This is a genomic window from Butyricimonas sp. (assembly GCF_019423355.1).
Lineage (GTDB): Bacteria > Bacteroidota > Bacteroidia > Bacteroidales > Marinifilaceae > Butyricimonas > Butyricimonas faecihominis.
The window spans coordinates 277,549-295,510 of the sequence record NZ_JAHZBP010000002.1 but is presented as its reverse complement, the minus strand read 5'-3'; the positions used below and the strand labels follow the sequence as shown (position 1 = coordinate 295,510).

14 protein-coding genes are annotated in these 17,962 nt (G+C 44.1%); 9 read left to right on the top strand and 5 right to left on the bottom strand.

Annotation, left to right across the window (positions count from 1 at the left end; all coding sequences use genetic code 11):
- Window positions 1–101: 101 nt before the first annotated feature.
- From QVC79_RS03920 to QVC79_RS03890, 7 genes are all read left to right on the top strand, one after another.
- Window positions 102–2,201, top strand: a complete 2,100-nt coding sequence (locus QVC79_RS03920) for a KamA family radical SAM protein (protein WP_270593638.1) — start codon at window positions 102–104, stop codon at window positions 2,199–2,201.
- Between the two features lie 71 nt (window positions 2,202–2,272).
- Complete coding sequence (locus QVC79_RS03915; protein ID WP_270593639.1) at window positions 2,273–2,785, top strand: hypothetical protein; 513 nt, start codon at window positions 2,273–2,275, stop codon at window positions 2,783–2,785.
- A 4-nt stretch (window positions 2,786–2,789) separates the two neighbouring features.
- Window positions 2,790–3,569, top strand: coding sequence for a DUF4384 domain-containing protein (locus tag QVC79_RS03910; RefSeq protein ID WP_270593640.1), 780 nt, complete (start codon window positions 2,790–2,792; stop codon window positions 3,567–3,569).
- A gap of 11 nt (window positions 3,570–3,580) precedes the next feature.
- Window positions 3,581–5,290 (top strand): caspase family protein, encoded by a 1,710-nt coding sequence (locus QVC79_RS03905; protein WP_270593642.1) that lies wholly within the window; start codon window positions 3,581–3,583, stop codon window positions 5,288–5,290.
- 3 nt (window positions 5,291–5,293) lie between these two features.
- Complete coding sequence (locus QVC79_RS03900; protein WP_270593644.1) at window positions 5,294–6,133, top strand: hypothetical protein; 840 nt, start codon at window positions 5,294–5,296, stop codon at window positions 6,131–6,133.
- Window positions 6,134–6,138: 5 nt separating this feature from the next.
- Entirely contained in the window at window positions 6,139–8,004 is a 1,866-nt protein-coding gene (locus tag QVC79_RS03895; protein WP_270593645.1) for a Kelch repeat-containing protein, read from the top strand.
- Between the two features lie 11 nt (window positions 8,005–8,015).
- Window positions 8,016–9,857 (top strand): Kelch repeat-containing protein, encoded by a 1,842-nt coding sequence (locus QVC79_RS03890; protein WP_270593646.1) that lies wholly within the window; start codon window positions 8,016–8,018, stop codon window positions 9,855–9,857.
- Here the strand turns inward: QVC79_RS03890 and QVC79_RS03885 are convergent.
- The 5 genes from QVC79_RS03885 to QVC79_RS03865 form a co-directional block, all read right to left on the bottom strand.
- Window positions 9,843–11,204 (bottom strand): hypothetical protein, encoded by a 1,362-nt coding sequence (locus tag QVC79_RS03885; RefSeq protein ID WP_270593648.1) that lies wholly within the window; start codon window positions 11,202–11,204, stop codon window positions 9,843–9,845. The two genes, QVC79_RS03890 and QVC79_RS03885, sit on opposite strands and share 15 nt — an antisense overlap.
- A 33-nt stretch (window positions 11,205–11,237) precedes the next feature.
- Entirely contained in the window at window positions 11,238–11,906 is a 669-nt protein-coding gene (locus tag QVC79_RS03880) for a DUF6266 family protein (protein WP_270593650.1), read from the bottom strand.
- A gap of 12 nt (window positions 11,907–11,918) precedes the next feature.
- The gene (locus tag QVC79_RS03875) at window positions 11,919–12,560 is read right to left on the bottom strand and encodes a DUF6266 family protein (RefSeq protein ID WP_270593652.1); all 642 of its coding nucleotides are present in this window, start codon (window positions 12,558–12,560) and stop codon (window positions 11,919–11,921) included.
- A gap of 350 nt (window positions 12,561–12,910) precedes the next feature.
- On the bottom strand, window positions 12,911–13,300 hold the full coding sequence (locus QVC79_RS03870; RefSeq protein ID WP_270593653.1) for an anti-sigma factor family protein: 390 nt from the start codon (window positions 13,298–13,300) through the stop codon (window positions 12,911–12,913).
- Between the two features lie 4 nt (window positions 13,301–13,304).
- On the bottom strand, window positions 13,305–14,372 hold the full coding sequence (locus QVC79_RS03865; protein WP_270593655.1) for an RNA polymerase sigma factor: 1,068 nt from the start codon (window positions 14,370–14,372) through the stop codon (window positions 13,305–13,307).
- A gap of 91 nt (window positions 14,373–14,463) precedes the next feature.
- Here QVC79_RS03865 and QVC79_RS03860 point away from each other — a divergent pair, with 91 nt between their 5' ends.
- Together QVC79_RS03860 and QVC79_RS03855 are read left to right on the top strand one after the other, a co-directional pair.
- Window positions 14,464–14,823 (top strand): hypothetical protein, encoded by a 360-nt coding sequence (locus QVC79_RS03860; protein ID WP_270593657.1) that lies wholly within the window; start codon window positions 14,464–14,466, stop codon window positions 14,821–14,823.
- 520 nt (window positions 14,824–15,343) lie between these two features.
- Window positions 15,344–17,962 carry a BACON domain-containing protein gene (locus tag QVC79_RS03855; RefSeq protein WP_270593659.1) on the top strand — a complete coding sequence of 873 codons (2,619 nt, stop codon included), beginning with the start codon at window positions 15,344–15,346 and terminating at the stop codon, window positions 17,960–17,962.

Below are 17,962 nucleotides of genomic sequence, written 5' to 3'. Positions count from 1 at the left end.
GCATTTATTTTCTATATGAATGTTCGAAACCCTGACTTCCGGGGACTTGTTTGGGCGATATCCATTTGTCGTTTTTGTTTAATCTAAGATAAGGAGAAAAGGTGAAGGAGAAAGATGTATTGAATTTTTCGTGTGTAGAGTTGGTGAGTTTATTTGAGCGGGAGTTCCCGACGATCATGCAAGGTGCAAACCTTAGTAAGGATTGGAAAGAGTTTGAACAATTTCTGAAGGGGTATGTGCGTGCCGCTTTGACAAAATATTCGACTTCTTCGTCTATAAAACGATTTTTCCGAATGTTCATGAACGAGACCCGGCATATTCGGGATTTTTCCACGGGGGAGAAGATTCGTTATGAACCGATTAAATGGTTATGGCAAGCTTTACGGGGAGAGGGGGATGGCATACATCCGGATTTTTTGTTGGATTGGTATTATCTATTTAAGAAATACCAGACAGATGAGGTCGTTTTACCGGAGCGGGCGCAATGTGATCAATGGCGGGGACGTTGGAAAACCGGGATGGATGAGGATGTAGCTCAAGAGCGACGGGAGAACCGGGAGCGGATACGTGGTTTGTTGATCGGGAAAATAGAGAAGAGAGATAAGTTGAATACCCGTTATCGTTTTGAAGAGGGAATGAGCATGGAGAGAAAACGGGAGTTGGTGAGTGAATGGTGGGGGGATTATAAATTTCATCTCGCTTTAGCTGTCCGGGAACCGGATGAGTTGAACCTGTTCATGGGTAACACGTTGTCGCCGGAGTTAATGGAGCTTTTACACCGGGCGAAGCAGAAAGGAATCCCGTTTTTCGTGACACCCTATTATCTTTCCTTGTTGAGCGTTCGGGCGGACGGGTACGATGATTCCACGATTCGTAGTTACGTGATCTATTCCGAAGAGCTGGTGGAGAATTTCGGGCAAATCCGTGCGTGGGAAAAAGAGGATGTGGTGGAACCGGGAAAACCGAATGCTGCCGGGTGGTTGTTGCCCAATGCCACGAATATTCATCGTCGTTATCCCGAAGTGGCTATTTTCATCCCGGATTCGATGGGACGGGCTTGTGGTGGGCTGTGCGCTTTATGCCAGCGGATGTACGACTTCCAGAAAGGACATTTGAATTTTAACTTGGATCGGCTGAAACCGACAGACGGGTGGGAAGTCAAGATGGAGCGCCTGATGATGTATTACGAGCATGATTCTCAATTGCGGGATATTTTGATTACGGGAGGGGATGCACTGATGAGTCAAAACCAGACGTTGGAAAAGATCTTGGATGCCGTTTTCCGTATGGCCGTGCGCAAGCGAGAATTGAACAAGCGACGTGGGAAAGGAGAAAAATATGCCGAGATTCAACGGGTGAGATTGGGTTCGAGATTGTTGGCCTATCTGCCCAGTCGTGTAAATGATGGTTTGATCGAGGTGTTGAAAAGATTCCGGGAGAAGGCGGAACAGGTCGGGATTCAGCAATTTTTCATACAGACTCATTTCGAGTCGCCTTTGGAAGTGACCGAGGAGGTGATTCAGGCTACCCGGCGCTTGCTGGAGGCCGGATGGATTATTACCAATCAGGCTGTGTTCACGGTGGCGGTTTCACGTCGGGGACATACGGCGAGGTTGAGAGAGGTACTGAATCGAATCGGCATTCTGACGTATTACACTTTTTCAGTGAAGGGATTCGAGGAGAATTATGCCTTGTTTGTCCCGAATAGTCGTTCGCTACAAGAGATGTTGGAAGAAAAAGTGTATGGGGATTTGCCCGTGGAGCTGGAAAAGGAGGTCTTGGAATTGTTGGAATACCCGGAAAGGATTCCCGCAGAATTACCGGATTTGTTGGATAAATATCGGCAACCGTTTCTGGCTACAGATCGAAACGTGATGAACCTGCCCGGAATCGGGAAGAGCATGACGTACCAGACGGTCGGGATGACAAAGGAGGGAAAGCGTATTTTACGTTTTTCTCTGGATGCGGGACGACGGCATAGCCCTCAAGTGGATCACGAGGGGGAGATTTATATCGTGGAAAGCAAGTCGATTGCGGCTTATTTGCGCCAATTGCAAGCGTTAGGGGAACGGGTGGAGGATTACTGTTCGTTGTGGGATTATTCGGAAGGGCGCACGGAATCCCGCTTTGCCCTTTTTGAATATCCGGAACCGAGAATTGAAATTACGGGGGATTTCACGAATTTAGGGATCGATACCTAATTGTTTGATTTAAAATATAGGATTTTTAAAATAATTGCTAGATTTGTGAAATTATTAAGGCTTTGGTTGCTATGAATAAAAACCTTATAGTTTTATTTAGCGTTTATTGTGTATTTTTATTTTGTGGTTGTGCAGCACGTGTCTCCTCGGGAGATAGTGAACAACGTGTGATTGATCGGTTATGTCGTGATTACGTTAGGAATAAATATCAGGTATTACCGGGAATGTCTGAAATGCGGGAACAGGTCGCAATGTTGAGACGTTGGGAACGGGATACTTCGTGTATATTAATTCCCGTGACAGCTAAGGGAACTAGTTATAATATCGCTAAAATTCAGGCGGAAAATCAAGCAAAAATAGAGTTGACGGGACGATTGGTTTCCCGGGTTGCCACGTTGTCGAAAGTCAATACTGAGGTTGTAGATGAAGGAAAATATGGGGGAGAAATAGGGCATCAAACTATCGTAGAGAGTAAAATTATCGGTTCATCTTCTCTAAAAAATTTGGTTTATATCATGGAATTATTCCGTGTATTAAAAAGTGGAGAAACGGAAGTCATTTTGGTTTTGGGATATAAACAGTAATATTATGCGGCAATTTATATTCGTGTTTACTTTTTTATTCTTCTGTTACATCGGGGGATATACTCAGGTAAAGGTTCGGGAAGCCATAGGTCGATGGGAGGTGACAAAGGATATTTCCTTGGCGTCAGCGGAAGAAAAGGCCTTGTTTGAGGCTAAGCGGGATGCCCTACGACAAGCGGGAGTCGAGGATGAAATAGCCTATTCCTTTTTGGCAATACAAGGAGTAGATACTTCGTTTTATAAACGGGTGTACAACTACATCGGGCGTGGAGAGATTCGGGGAATTGTGCAGGTAAGTCAGAAATCCGTGAGAAAAATATACGAAGAAACTACGGATCGTCTCTTCGTGGAGGTGCGAATCCGTGCTAAAGTAAAAAAGATCCAGCAACGGGATCCCGGATTTAAAATAGAATTGGAGGGACTACACAACACTTATCGACAGGGGGAGGTACTCTCGTTTTCCTGTCGGGTGTTTAAGGATTGTTATTTGAAGATATTTGTGTTTGACCCGTCGGATGGTTTTCGGGTATACCCGAATCGCTATGAAGATGACCATGGTTTCCGGAGTGGCGATGTGTTTCATTTCCCCAGTGAATGTGATGTGGAATACGTGTTGACAAAAAACGGGCGGAATAATTGGGAGAGTAACGTGATGCTTATCGTGGCAACGCATGAGAAAATTCCTTATACTGGAAAGGCGGACTATGAGTCTGTTCTGGAATGGTTGTTCGAAATACCTTTACGGGATCGTGTTGAAGTGTGGCATAATTTTGTAATCGAGTAATGTGTTGATATATGAGGTATGTGGTCATTTCTTTGTGGATATGTTTGTTACCCGCTCTGCTTTTCGGTCAGCGTGTCGTTTCCGGAAAGTCGGAAGGGAAAAGGGTGAAGATAGAACCCGTGTACGAATTTTCGAAACCTTCAAGGTTATCGGTATCCATGCGTTTGCAGGATCGAAATGAAGACGGATTGATCGAGGCTGCAGAGCCGGTGAAGCTGTACGTGTATTTTCAGAATAGTGGGGAAGGAAGTGCTTTCGGGATTAAGGTTGAAAGATTAGATACCTCTAGGAACACGTTGATCTGTCGGGAGAATATCTACCTTTCGGAGTTGCAAGCCGGGGCGGAACGAATGCTTGTCATCCCGCTTCTTGCCAGTGAAGATTTACGTACGGGAGCCGACTCATTGCGATTTTCCGTGTCGGAGTATTTCGGGGTACAACCGGATACCAGTGTCGTGTATTTTAATTCGGTCGAGCGTTTGGAGCCGGATCCCGTCTGCATGGGTGTAGAGGTGTTGAATGATGCCGGAATACTACGGGCAGGTGAGACGGCAGATGTAAAGGTCGTGTTGCGCAACCTGGGGGGAAGTTTGGAAGGGTGTAACTATCGTGTCTATTCAACAGATGCGAATGTTTTGATAAAATATACCTCGGAACAGGGGAAAGATCGGTTGCCCATTGGTGAATCGGTTGGTTTGCAATTTCAAATTACCTCCGACTGTCAGTTGGGAGTTGTCAAGGATTTGCCTGTTTTCGTGGCTGTTTATAGTAACGATGTTATGATCCGGAGATTGAAAATACCTCTAGGAATCAACGAACTTCCGGTGCGTTATGCCGTGTTTCCGTCGTATCCGACTTTGGAGAACGTGTTGCGGATGAAGACTCTTCAGGACAGGGGGGTACCCGAGGGGGAGGATATTCTTCGGATTCCCCGGGGAAAGACTCCGAACGAGGAGGCTATAGCCATCGTGATTGGGGTAGAAAACTATCGCTATCTTCCGATTGCTCCCTATGCCTGTAAGGATGCGATGCTCATGACTAAGTATCTGCAATACGCTTTGGGCGTAAATCGTGTGTTGACTTTTTATGACAGTGAAGTGCGGGGTGATTTCTTCGAAAAATTGTTCGATCCAGTCAACGGTAAGTTGAGTAAAATGGTAAAAAAAGGAAAGACGGATGTTTATGTTTATTATTCCGGTCATGGCGTACCCGAAAAGAACGGAGAGGAGGCTTATCTTTTCCCCGTGGACGGGAAAATTATGAATGCCTCTTCTTGTGGCTACGGGTTGAGTTGCTTTTACCGGGACCTCGATAGCTTGGAGGCTCGTAACGTGGTGGTCTTTCTGGATGCCTGCTTTATGGGTGATACGAAATATTCAAGAAACTATGTCTCGCAGAATATTTCGGGAACCAAGGGGGTGGTTGTCCGACGGATAGGGCAAGCCCCGTGGCACACGAACCGGAATTTTTTTGTGTTCACATCCTCGCGCAATGACCAGTCTTCCCTAGCCTTTGATCAGTCCGGTACGGGGCTGTTTACCTATTATTTGGCTTTGGGGTTGAAGGGGGCTGCCGATGCGGATGGAGACGGGAAAATCACGACCGGGGAATTGTCCGATTACATCTCTTCCCGTGTGGTGGAAGTTTCCCAGAAGATTCGGGGGGAACAGACCCCCCAATTGTTTGGACGTCCGGATAAAGTATTAATCGAGTACAATTAATATATGAGGAAAGTCGTTATTATATTTTTGGGTTTGTTGGCTTGTGTCTCGCTTCATGCCCAAGAGGTGCGGGATGTGACGTTCAAGAGTGTCGGTAATACGATCGAGATTTGCTATCGGTTACAACATTTACCTCCCCGGCAATACGCTTGGATTGAGATATATTATAGTCTTGATGACGGGAAAAATTGGCAAGGCCCTCTCAAAAGGATTGCGGGTGATGTGGGAAGGGTTGAATACGGGGGCAAAAAACGGGTTGTGTGGGACGTGTTCAGCGAGCTGGAAAAAATCAATGGCATTTTGGCTTTTGAAGTACGAGCCTCTATTGAAGAAAAGGAGGAGCGTGGAGAGAACATCCTGTTGTACAGTTTATCGGAAACAGCTCCTTGGGGACTTGTGTTTGCCCGGGTTTGTCGTTGGGGATGGTTTGTGCGTTTAAAAACGGATGTGCGTTCCTGCAGAGCTTACGATTACGAGTGTAACCGCAGCGGGATAATAAACCGGGATTTCAGGGAGATGTATTACCGGGTGGAGGACGAAGAGCGAAAATCCCGTTTCGGGGTTTCCGGTGGAATCATTTATCGGTTTTCGTACAGTTTTTATTTCTTTGTCGGTGGGGGGTACGGGCAACGCCGGGTGCAATGGCGGGCTTCATTTTATAAGTACGTGGATGATAGTAAAATGCAGGATTTGTGGCTACAATGTGAGCCGGATTCTTTTTCCGGAGTGGAACTCGATGGAGGGGTGATATTCCGCTATCGCTGTTTGTGCCTGTCAGCTGGGATGTCGGGTATTAATGGTAAATTTTGGGAGTTATCCGGTGGATTAGGGATTATTTTTTAATGGTTATGAAAAAAAAGATTACAATATTGTTGTGGTTTTTGGGTATATTGACGGCTTGTGTGCGGGAGACCGGAATCCCTGTTGGAGAGAATTCTTTTGCTGAAGAAGCTTATCGTCCCGAGATTGCACTTTCTGCAATTGATTCGATAACTTGTTACGGGGCAACCGTTCGGGTGAATTTAAAATCTGCTGGAGGACGGAAGGTGGTGGGAGGAGTTTGTTATTATAGTTTGGATTCCTTGGTACGACTCGAATATAGAGACTCCATACCTATGACGTTGCAAGGAGATTCGGTGTATATAGCCAAACTGGCGGGATTGATACCGGGAGAGGATTATCATTGTCGTGTTTTGGTGAAAAATGAGGAATGGGAGTCTTGTTCGGAGAAGTTTGTGTTTACCACAAAAGATAATGCAAATTCAGAGATTAAATTTTATACAGGGGCGAAATTTCAGGCTTATGATTACGTTGATTTTTATGCGCAAGTAGATGGTAGTTTTGATTCTATCGGCTTTGTTTACGGAAAAGATCCTTATTTGCGAAGAAATTCTTCCTATTCGGAGAAAATAGAGAAATTTCAAGAAAATCATCAGTATGGAATTTACATCACGGATTATAAATTGAATACAACTTATTATTGTCGTTTTTTTGTCTTTAAAGGAGAAGAATTATATTATAGTTCTGTGCTTAGTGCCAAAACGGCAAAGATGGTTCTGGCGGAAATCAGTACATCTCCCGTTACGAATGTTTCTTCATCCTCGGCAAAGACCGGTTTCATGTTATTATTGGGTAGGAACTCTTCGAAGATAAAGCGTTTGGGCTTTTGTCTTGGGACTTCATTACATCCGACAGTAGAACGCGGAGAGGAGAGCGATCGGGTGATTGAGGAAACCATTATGGATTATAATCAAATTGAATTGACCGGTTTACTTCCCCGCACGACTTATTATCTTCGAGCGTTTGTGGAAAATGCTAGTGGAATTGCGTATGGAGAAGAGTATTCCTTTACAACAAAAGCTCCCGGAGAGAAAGTGAATGAACCTTGGAAGAAAGTAACGGGATTGCCAGAATATGTTTCGGAAAATGCAATATTGGTACGAGCCGGTGAAAACCTTTTTTTAGCGGATTCCTGGCGAAAATTGTGGAAATACAATTTATCTACGCTCTCTTGGAAAAAATGTGCGGATCTACCAGAACTTAAGCATGAACGATTGGCATTGACTTCCGTGGATAGTGTCCTTTATTGTAATTATAATTCCCAAGAGAATAATTATGGTTTGGCCTGTTATAATATTACAAAGGACGAATGGATATCATTAATTGATTCGTTAGATTCCTGTGATTTTCGAGGAGGGGTGTTGTGTGCCGGGAAAATATATTACATACTGGAATCGGGGCCGGGTTTGATAGCGTATGACGTGCAGCAAGGAAAATATGGGATATTGGGGTCGAGTCACGTGTTCCCGTGGCCTTATTACATATTTTCGGTAGATTCTAGTATTTACGTGGGACGAGGTAATGGCATACTTCAATGTTCTCTTTCGAGTGGGGCTTGGAGATCACGTACGGATGCGCCTTATGCGGGAAGTCTTCCCTATCTTTTTCAGAAAGACGGTTATTTGTATCGTTGTGGAGGTATGTTTGCTTATCGAACAAGTGCGCAAGGATATTTGCCGATCTTATTGCGTTATGATGCGGTCGGAGATAACTGGCAGCGTAAGGCGGATTGCCCTGTAGAAAATGTCGGTTTTATTAATATGTATTCTGGTGGCGATGCGATAATAGACGATGGCTATGTGGTGTGTGAGGAATGTATTTGGCAATATTTCCCGGAAGAAGATATAGATTGTCAATTAATAACGGTTGATTAATTGGAGATAATATGAAGGTGTTGTTTTTTTCGATTTGTCTGTTTTTCGTTTTGGAAGCTTGTGTGCGGGAAAGTAATTCTCCGTTGGGAAGTGGTTCCTATTCACCTCAGGCAGGAGTTCCTGTTTCGGAAATAGAAATGGATACCTGTTTACCTAATGATGCGTATCTCCGGGTATGTTTAAAGTCGACAGGAGAACGGAAAATAGTGAAAGCTTTGTTTGTTTACAGTATGGATAGTCTTTTAAGAGAAGAGTATCGAGATACAATCGTGTTGACCTTGGCAAACGATACAACCTATGGTGTAAGGTTGTTAAATTTAATTCCTAACATATCTTATTATTGCCAAGCGATCGTGCAAAATGCGGAATTTACCGGTGTTTCTCCGGAGTTTGTATTCAATACTCCTTCATCTGATGGGAGTGTACGAATGCTATCATTTATTTCAGTCCAGACGTATCAACACATTTTTATGCATGAATACACGGAAGGAGAGCCTGATTCCGTGGGACTTGTTTGGGGAACTGATCCTTACGTTAGATTAAACGGTCACTATCCTTCGATTTGTGCGATTCGTTCGGAAAATAATCTTAGTACTTTTTTGTATGATTTTGAGTATGGGCAGACCTATTACTGTCGTTCTTTTGCGAAAAAAGAAGGAAAGATATATTATAGTGAGATGAAAAGTGTCCAAACGAAGGTTGCCAGTGTTGGGAAAATTTCAACTTCTCCGGTTTGTGAAGTTTCCGATTGTTCGGCTAGGACGGGGTATATGATTCGGGAGAAGAGTGCCACGAATATTAAGCGAATGGGAATATGTTGGGGCGATTCTCCTCGGGTACGTTTGGATAGTCTCGGGGAAACGGGAAGTTTTGTAACGGGTAAAATCACAGAATATCAACAGATATATTTGCATGATCTACGACCTTCGACCACCTATTATGTCCGTGCTTTTATAGAGAATGCTGGAGGTATTGCTTATGGGGAAACCTATAAGTTTAAGACCCGGCCATTAGGCCAGTTGGGAAAACAGCCTTGGAAAAAGATTGTTTCCTTGCCCGATCGGGTGGTGGGGGTCGGAACATTAGCTGCTTGTAACGGGAGTTTATTCCTGTTTGGGAGCCATGCTTTATGGGAATACAATCTTGATACCGGAGAATGGTTACGTCGTGAAGAGATGCCGGGGCAGGTGTTCTTTCCTTTGATTGTCACTGCGGGGAATTGTTTTTATTGTTCACAAAGGACTGTCGGTTACTCGAAATTGTGGAAATATGATGTTGAAAAGCATACTTGGGAGAAATTATTGAATGTTTTGGCAGAAGATGAAGTTTATTCCGGAGTGTTTTATGAGGGGTATATCTATTATAAATCAATAGGTTCAGCCTTACGAAGATTTGACGTGAGTGATAACGCAATTATTCCTTTCGGTTATAATCAGTTGTTTAACGGGGGACAGTATTTGTTTATTATAGATAATGTGTTGTACGTGGGGAGTGGATCCAATTTTGCCCGTTTCCCTTTTCGTTATTATGCTTGGGATAGGTTACCTAATTTTCCTATTGAAAGTTTTATGTGGACGCCTTTCGTTACAGAAATTGATAATCGATTTTATTTATTTGGAGGTATGTATCCTTATGAATCGTTTGATTTACAGGGGGTACCACTTACTTTTTATTATGAACCGGAAATGAATAAATGGATTCGTGTTGCTGATTGCCCTATAGAAGAGGGGGGTGTGGTGGATGTCAGATCTGAGGGATATTCCGTGGTAGAAGGAGGATATGTCCTTTGTGGGCGGCATATCTGGCAATATTTTCCGGAAGAGGACGTGGACAGTGAACTAGTAGCAGAATAATTCCCTTGTTTCTTCCATACGGGGTATTTGTTCCCCCGGTAGGGCTCCGATGTACGAGGGTTCGCAGATCATGTATTTTTTATCGTGATGTGTCACGCATTTTTCCATTCCCCGATAGGGAAGGTCTACCGCTGCGGCAACGTGTTCGGGATAAACGACCAGAATTGCTTCCAGCCTTGTCAGGCGATTGACGAGATGGCGGAACAGAATAGCACTGTCTTCGCAATCCAGGTAAGGATAGTATAGGGATTCTTCTGCGAAAAAATAGCGTTCCTGTCCCCATACGATGGAATCCGATTGATGTTTGAAACAGGCGTGCATGAAACGTAATATTTCACAGGTGTGGGTATACCCGGAAAAGTCTTTACGCAACACTTCCCGTAAGGGGACCAGCAAGGTTGTGTCTATGGGGGCGGAAGCGTACACGCGGAGGTCGCAAGTGGGATAAGTTGCGTAAAAGTCGATGAGATGTTCGTTTACCGGGAGAATGATTTTTTTCTTATTGAATATAAATTCTTTACGACTAAACTTGTTTTGCCCTAATTTCAGCGGGGAGTGTAGGAATAGATCTGGGGTCTGTGTGGCAAATTTGATTTCCCGGGAATATGTTTTTAGCTTATTTACTGCAAATTCTTTCTTTTCCGGGATGTAATAGGGAATGTCGTTAATGAGAATGTGATAGAAACTGTAGACTTTTGTGTTAAAAGGGAGTAGTAGCACGAGTTCTCGATCATTGATAATTCCCATTCGGCATTTATATCCCCGATGGTTCATGAGAAAACATTGCATGATAATGCGTATATCGGGCGAAACGGGTTGCTGACGGGTTATGTGGCTGATTAATTGATAATATCCCCACGTGTTTAAGTTCAAGTGGGATGATAGCAACAAACATTCAGCCAAGCAGGTTGAAAAATCCGAGTCCCCTAAGGCGAGCCAAATCTGCCCGACGGATTTTTCTGATATTTCTGTGGTTTCTGTTGGTATATTCTCAGGAAAATGGATGTCGATTTCTATGCCAAAAAAATTTTTCTCGTCTGTTTCATGGGAATATATTTTTGAGATGGTTTGGTTGCGGGAGGAGAGAACTTGGTTATAGCGAATGGGAGTGGTGGGAGGGATGATGGGAAACGTTTCCCAGGATTGTTCCAAAAACTTGGCAAATTCCCGATTCACACTATCCCTGAAATTCGAAAATTCTTTTGCGATACTATCTCTAAAGAGATGGAAGTTACGGTGAAACGTAGAGTCTGTGTTTTGTATTTCGTGTAAAATGTTATCCACGAATTGTTCGAATTCTTCCTCTTGTGCCCGAGAAACCATAGGCATTAAAAACAAAACTATCACCGTAAGTATTTTTACCCTCATTCCTCCTATTGTTTAGATATTCTCCGTATCAGAGACCGAGGTATCCGTCTTTTCTGTTTCAATAAGCCCGAGTGTACCCGATGCGTCCTGTCCGTTCTCGCTGACAGCGAAGCCGTACACGGTTAGTTGGTTCATGTCCCAGTCCGTGGGTGGTGTCCATGTCTTTTCTCCGCTTTCTCTCCGGGTGCCTAGTTCTACAAGACGACTTTTTTGCTCTATCCGCTCGTATACCGCTCCCACCAACTGATCGCTCTTTGCCATGAAAGGCATCAGCGGTTGTTTTTTCCACCGGAATGTGACTAATCGTTTTTCCACGTTCACATCCACCTCCATCAGGGGAAGTCGCAGGTTGCCACCGGATAGCGAAAGGGTCAGCAAATCTAGGGTGGGATGATCCCAGTCCTCTGCGTTCACCTTGCCGATGTTGTCCCGGGTGAAACAGTTGATGCATGTTTTGCCGGACGGGGTGCAGTAGCCTGTTTTTAGAATCGTGATAAAACTGCGGCGCAATTTCGTGATCAGGCTTAATCGGGCGCGTTGTTGCAATTGTTTCGGGGTTTTCGCATCTTTCACGAATCCCGTTTTTGCTCGGACGATCTGGGTTTTACCTACCTTGTAGGAAGTCACGTTCCCCACTGAACCAGAGATGTCCTTGTATATGGTTGGATTGAAAATAGCCATGATAAATTGGTATTAAAGTTTTGAAACGGTGAAGTACATGCACGGAGAAAAACGTTCTCTGTTTTCTGCAGAGAAAAAGCAGTATAAATGGGCAGTTCCCCATTCTCCTTCCGGCAAGAGAACGGAGGCTTGACCGTTTTGCCGGCAAAAAACGTTCGTTTCCAGCATCTCGGGTTGGTAGGGTTCGTTGTCGAAAATGGCGGCAACGAGTAGTTGGTCAGAGGGGTGAGCTGTGACGGTTGACGAGTTGTCGAGCCACGCCAGTTCCAACTCCTCGGGGGTACACCTTGTGGCTTTCATGCTGAAGGGTAATTGCAGGCTGCCGGCGGACATGACCAGCCGTGGGTAATCGATGTAATTGTTCTGGCCGAATATGTTCATGTTGGCGTGTAGAAACCCGTGGTAGCCGGACCTTCGTTCTTCTTCTTTTGCTGCGATGGCGTGGACTTTTTCGAGGAGGCTTCCCCGGATGGCCCTGTACATGGTTTGTGCGGCAGTAAGCTTGACTCGTTGTGCCGTTTGTTTCTCGGTGCGGGGGTTACTAATGCTTATGGCAAGCTTGCGCAGGTAAGTTTTCTTACCCACAGTGTAAGCCACGTGTCCGTCGATTTTTCCAGAGAAACCTTGAAGAGAGGGATTGTTTACTGTTGCCATTTGTGTCCTTTTTAAGGTGGTATTAAAGCATTGTTAATTGAAAATATAACTATATAGTAGTGTTTAAATATGAATCAAAGGTATATCTATTTATTTGTTATTACAAATTAAATCCTATATTTTTTAATTATTTTAGGAGAGGGATAGGATGAGAATGGGAGCGGAATGGGAGCGGCTCGCTTTTTGATGGCAATAAATTAACATTTTGATCGCTTTTTCAAGTAGTAAATCGGAATGAATACTGATATTTCGTTGCTGTATGTGCCGGTATTAAGATTCGACAACAGATTGTCCGGGTGGTAATCCTGTTTTTCGGTTGGGGGGGGAAATCAGATGCGAGAGATGAAGGTTTACTTCACGGTTTCTCTCGTGATTTTAAGCGTGTCCGGAGTTTTGAGTGTGTCCGTGTGGTGAAAAATATCGGGTGATGCGGGTGGGATGATTTTTTCTTCCATGGAGTGGGATTGCCACCAATAGATGCCGTAACTCCCGGAGAAAAAGAGAATGATGGAAACGAGTATTTTTACGAAATTCCGTTGGCGGAGTTTTTTCTTGTCGACCATTTTCACTTGTCGGTCGGCCAGTGTCTCTGCCAGTCGTCTCATTTCTTGCAGTTTTCGGCTACATTCGGGACACAAGTAAAGGTGTTCCTGAAGGAGCGTTTCTTCCTCGGGGGACATTTTATTCATCATGTATTGTCCGATCTGTGCGGTGGTATATGTACACTTTTTCTCTTCCATTGTATTACAATATTGGAATAATTTTTTCAAGACGCGAACGCAAGGGTGCTTTTACCCGGCAAATGTCTTGACGAAATTTGTTCGTTACTTTTTTTAATTTTTCCGGGGAAAGTTGCCCGTATTTCCGGAGGGCAATTTCTTCGTAGGATAAGCCCTCAAGGAAATGAAGAGTTAGCAACTCTATTTTTTCTTCTATGTCGAGGAATAATTCCTTTCGTAAAGGATGAGCGGGATTTTGTAAGAGATTCAAGATTTTCTCATTTCTCATCAATTGTTCGTCTGTTTCCGGTGAATCATGATTAGATAGCTGTATGTCGGTCAGTTCATTTTCAAGTACGATTTTTCGGCGTTGAGACTGGGCATCAAGATATTTGTTTTTTATAATTCCAATTGCGTAATTTCGTACGGAATGGGGATTGTCCGGTTTGGCGAATTGCTTTTTCCGGATAGCCTCGATGAAAGCAATGTATACCTCGTGGTGAATGTCATCCCGATCGGGGCAATCTTGGCGAATCATTTTTTTTAACCACCGGGAAATTTTATCACAGATCGAGGGTGTGGAGTTGTTCGCAAGTTCTAGTATTTCTTGGCAAGAGAGGGGAAAAATGGTGTTCGTGATCTGCAAACAGTAGTGATAGAGTTCCGTCGGGGTATTTAACGTGATTTCCGGGGTGAAATAACGGTGATAATAATTGAGAAAAAGGTCATGCGGCATGATATAGGCAATAGTTCCCTTGTCGGGATTCAAGTATATGTCGACTTCTGGGATATCCCGTTTTTCCCTGTATTTTGCTTCCACCATGTAGCATGCTTTTTCGTGAATGGTTTCAATGAATTGGGGCGTGTTGATATTTGTCCTGACGAAATGAGAAAACTGACGTTCTATGTAATAGTGGGTCATGAGTTGTTGTTTCCACTTGGAGAAGGTGGTGAAAGGGTGTTGTTTGGCAAGTTGTTGCAAAAAGAACGTCTCTTCTTCGAGATCCCGAATGAATCCCAAAGGTTTCAGTTTGTAGTTTTCATTGTCTTTAACAAGAAATTCCTGTATGATGACTTCTTTTCCTTCTCTCATGATTGGTTTTCGTTCTTTTGTGGACAAAAGTATGTAAAAATAGTTAACCGAATGTTTTTATTTCCATTATTTTTAATTAAAAGAGTTTTTTTTGTCACGTTTCCTGTTTTCCTGTACTATATATTATAAATGGTGGTATATGGGAAATATATTGATTGATTTGAATAATGATCGCGAGGTTTCGGAGTTACTGTCTGTGGTTCTTTATGATGAAAGCCATTACCTACGAAGTTATCTGCAGTCGATGAACAAGGAATTGGTGACAATCGCCGTGGAGCATTACGCCCGCAAAGTACCGCTGGAGAAGCTTGTACGAGAGCGCGAATCGGCTTTGAAAGGTGTGGCATTGAGAAAAAGAGTTGTTGAGTTGGATCGGGAGATGGTGGCTGAGTTAAAACGATTAAAAACGGAGTTAAAGCGTGTGCTGCAGAAATTGCAAGATGAGAAATGAAATATTAAAATTTTAGTATGAAGTTGATTATAGAGGAAAAAAACGGTAACACCGACTCTTTTAAATCTGTTTAAATTGACCACGTCAAAATGTATTAAGTTGCTCCCGCTAACCGGAGAATAAAAGTTGTTTGTTCGTGGAATTTAAATAAGATGATTTAGCTAGTACCAAGTTTCTAATTAAAGTCGGAGAATATGTCCAAAAAATATAAATTACGAACGATTATCCGTTTGTATGAGAAACAACTGTCTAAAAAATTATCACCGTGATGGTTCGAATATCGTGTGATACTATAAAAAAGTAGTTTTTTGTTTTATCAAAAAGATTATTGATTACCGTGTGGGGGAAAGTATAAATTTGTAACTACTTTTTAAAATATATACATCTGAGTGGTTTATTACGTGGATGAAAAAATAGTATTGTTTTTTATGTCATATTTTTCCTTTTTCGATACTATTAATTGATGGTTGGTTGCGTGGTGAATGAGGTTAATGATAATAATAAATAAATGTTGTTGACAATGAACAGGTTATTAAAGCAGGTTGTGTACCTGTGGGGAGTGTTGATTGTGGTGAGCGGATGTGGGGGTGGAGATAAGGTTGATCCGGAGGATCCGGATGCTCCCGGTTTTGAGGTTAAGTTTGAAGTCGGGGAAACGAGTTATGGAGAGTTGGCGAACGGAGGGAGCAAACAAGTTCGGGTGACTTCGAATGCAAAGTGGCAGGTGTCGGGTATGACGGATTGGTGTGAAGTGGTGCCGGAGAGTGGTGAGGGGGATGCAGAGGTGACGATTACGGTTAAGCCTAATCCGACTTACGAGGAACGAAAAGTTGTTTTGACTTTTCAGGCCCAGGGGGTGACGAAGAAAGTGACGGTTACACAAAAGAAGAAGGATGCGCTGATCGTGACGGAATCGCATTATGCGGTTGAGGCCGAGGGGGAGGAGATAGAGGTAGAGCTAAAAAGTAATTTGGAGTATGAGATCATCATTAAACCGGAGTATGCGGAGTGGATTAAGCAGGTGGTTAGAGGAAGAGCATTAACGGAGGAGAAGTTTATTTTTCAAATAGCGGCTAATAAGGGATATGACGATCGTTCGGGAGAGATCGTGTTTAAAGATAAGGGTAGTGATTTGTCTGACACTGTATTTGTTACTCAATCAAAGGTGCATATGTTGATATTAGTGCAGGAGGAGTATGTGGTCGAACCGGGAGCGACGGCGTTGGTGGTTGAGTTACAACGTAGTGTGGCGTATGAGGTTATTATTCCAGAATGTATGAGGTCGTGGATAACCCGTACGGAGAGCCGTGCGTTGGAGACGGATAAGTTGAATTTTATGATACAGGCCAATACCGGAAGAGAGAATCGTTCGGGGGCTATTATCATTAAGGAGACAGACGGGGCGGCGATGGAGTTGCTGACCGTGGTGCAGTTGAGAGAAGCGGCGATTGTGGCTTCGGCTGTGGAGCAGATTGTTCCGGTTGACGGAGCAAGTTTAAATATTGATGTAAAAGAGGGTATTAGTTATGACGTGACGATCCCTCGGGCTTACGAGTCGTGGATTCGGCAGGAGGTTGCACTAGGACGCTCGTTAGGTACTGAGAGGTTGAAATTTAATATTCTGCCTAATGATACGAGGGAAAATCGGGAAGGACAGATATGGGTGGCTTCCGGTGGAAGCGTGGATACGGTGAGGGTGTTTCAGCCGGTAGTGCGGGAGGTAAGTAAGACCGTGGTGTTATCCCCGTTGAATTATCATGTTGGATTGCAGGATACTACAATTCGGCTTTCTTTGCGGGGGGATGCGGATTATGAGTTTGTACTTCCGGAGAGCGCAAAAGCGTGGGTAGTTAATCAGAGTGGAGTGACAAGTGGGGTGAAGAATATAGATCTTATGGTGCGTGCAAACGGTACGGCGGAGGATCGGGAAGTGCGGATAACTGTGCGTAACAAGTTGTTCGATACGGAAGAGACGATTACAATTGTGCAAGAGGGTGAGAAGTTTGAATTGATCCCCGGGGAGTTGACTGATTTTTCGGCTAAGGGGGGAACTCAGCATTTATATGTGTCAACAAATCTGAATGAGTGGGATGTACGGGTGGTTTCTGGGGAAAATTGGTGTCAGCTTGTGAAAGAGGGTGATGCTGTGAAAGTTGTCGTGACGGAAAATGTGTCGATTGAATCTCGGAAAGCGGAAATTGTAGCAATAGCCGGGAGAATCTCCAAACGTTTGGAGGTGAAACAGAACGGAGTGGTACCTTATATAGAGATTGGTGAAGGAACGGCTTTGAAGATAGGAGAGTGGGGTGGTGTGTTGACTAGTCCAGTGACAACAAATGCCGGAGAGTTGTTGGTGAACGTGGAGTCGGGTAGTGAGTGGTGTTATGCTTCTTTGACGGAAGGAGTTTTGCGGGTAGTTGTAGATACGAATATCGAAATTCGGGAGCGTGTGGCCGTGCTTTTGTTGAGAGCGGGGAACTTGACGGAACGAGTGAGTGTGACCCAAGCCGGGGCGGTTCCTTACCTGAATTTGAGCGTGGAAATGCTGACTTTTGGTAAGTCGGCTGCATCCGAGGACGTGTATGTGTACACGAACGAGAAGGTGTGGAGTGCTAGCGTGAGCGGGGGGAATTGGTGTGCATTGAGTAAGAGGGATTCTTTGGTGATCGTGAGTGTGTCGGAGAATATGCAGGGAGAGAGTCGGAGTGCAACGGTGACGATTCGGGCCGGAGAATTGAGTCGGAACGTGACGGTGACCCAGGGAGCGAATAACGAGGTAGTGATTTGGCCGGAAGTGGAAGATTCGTGGACGAATGACGAGATTTTGATGGAAGCTAGTAACGTAAAATATATTGTTGAGTTCGAGACAAATGAAATAATTGAGGAACAGGCGAATGGTAGGGGGTATATTAATGTCGGGGGATCGAGATATGAGATTTCCGGATTGAAGGTGAAGGGTCGTTTGGAGGGGGGCCGGACGATTTATTCGACGGAGTTGTACGTGTGGACATCGTTGACGGGGAGGGTGAAATTGACGGAGTTGAGGTTTGTGGTGGACGGGCAGTACGTGGCGTTCGGCTGTGATTGTTCGTTGTTGTCGGGAGAAAAGAATAGGGTGTCGTTGTCTAAAATGAATTGA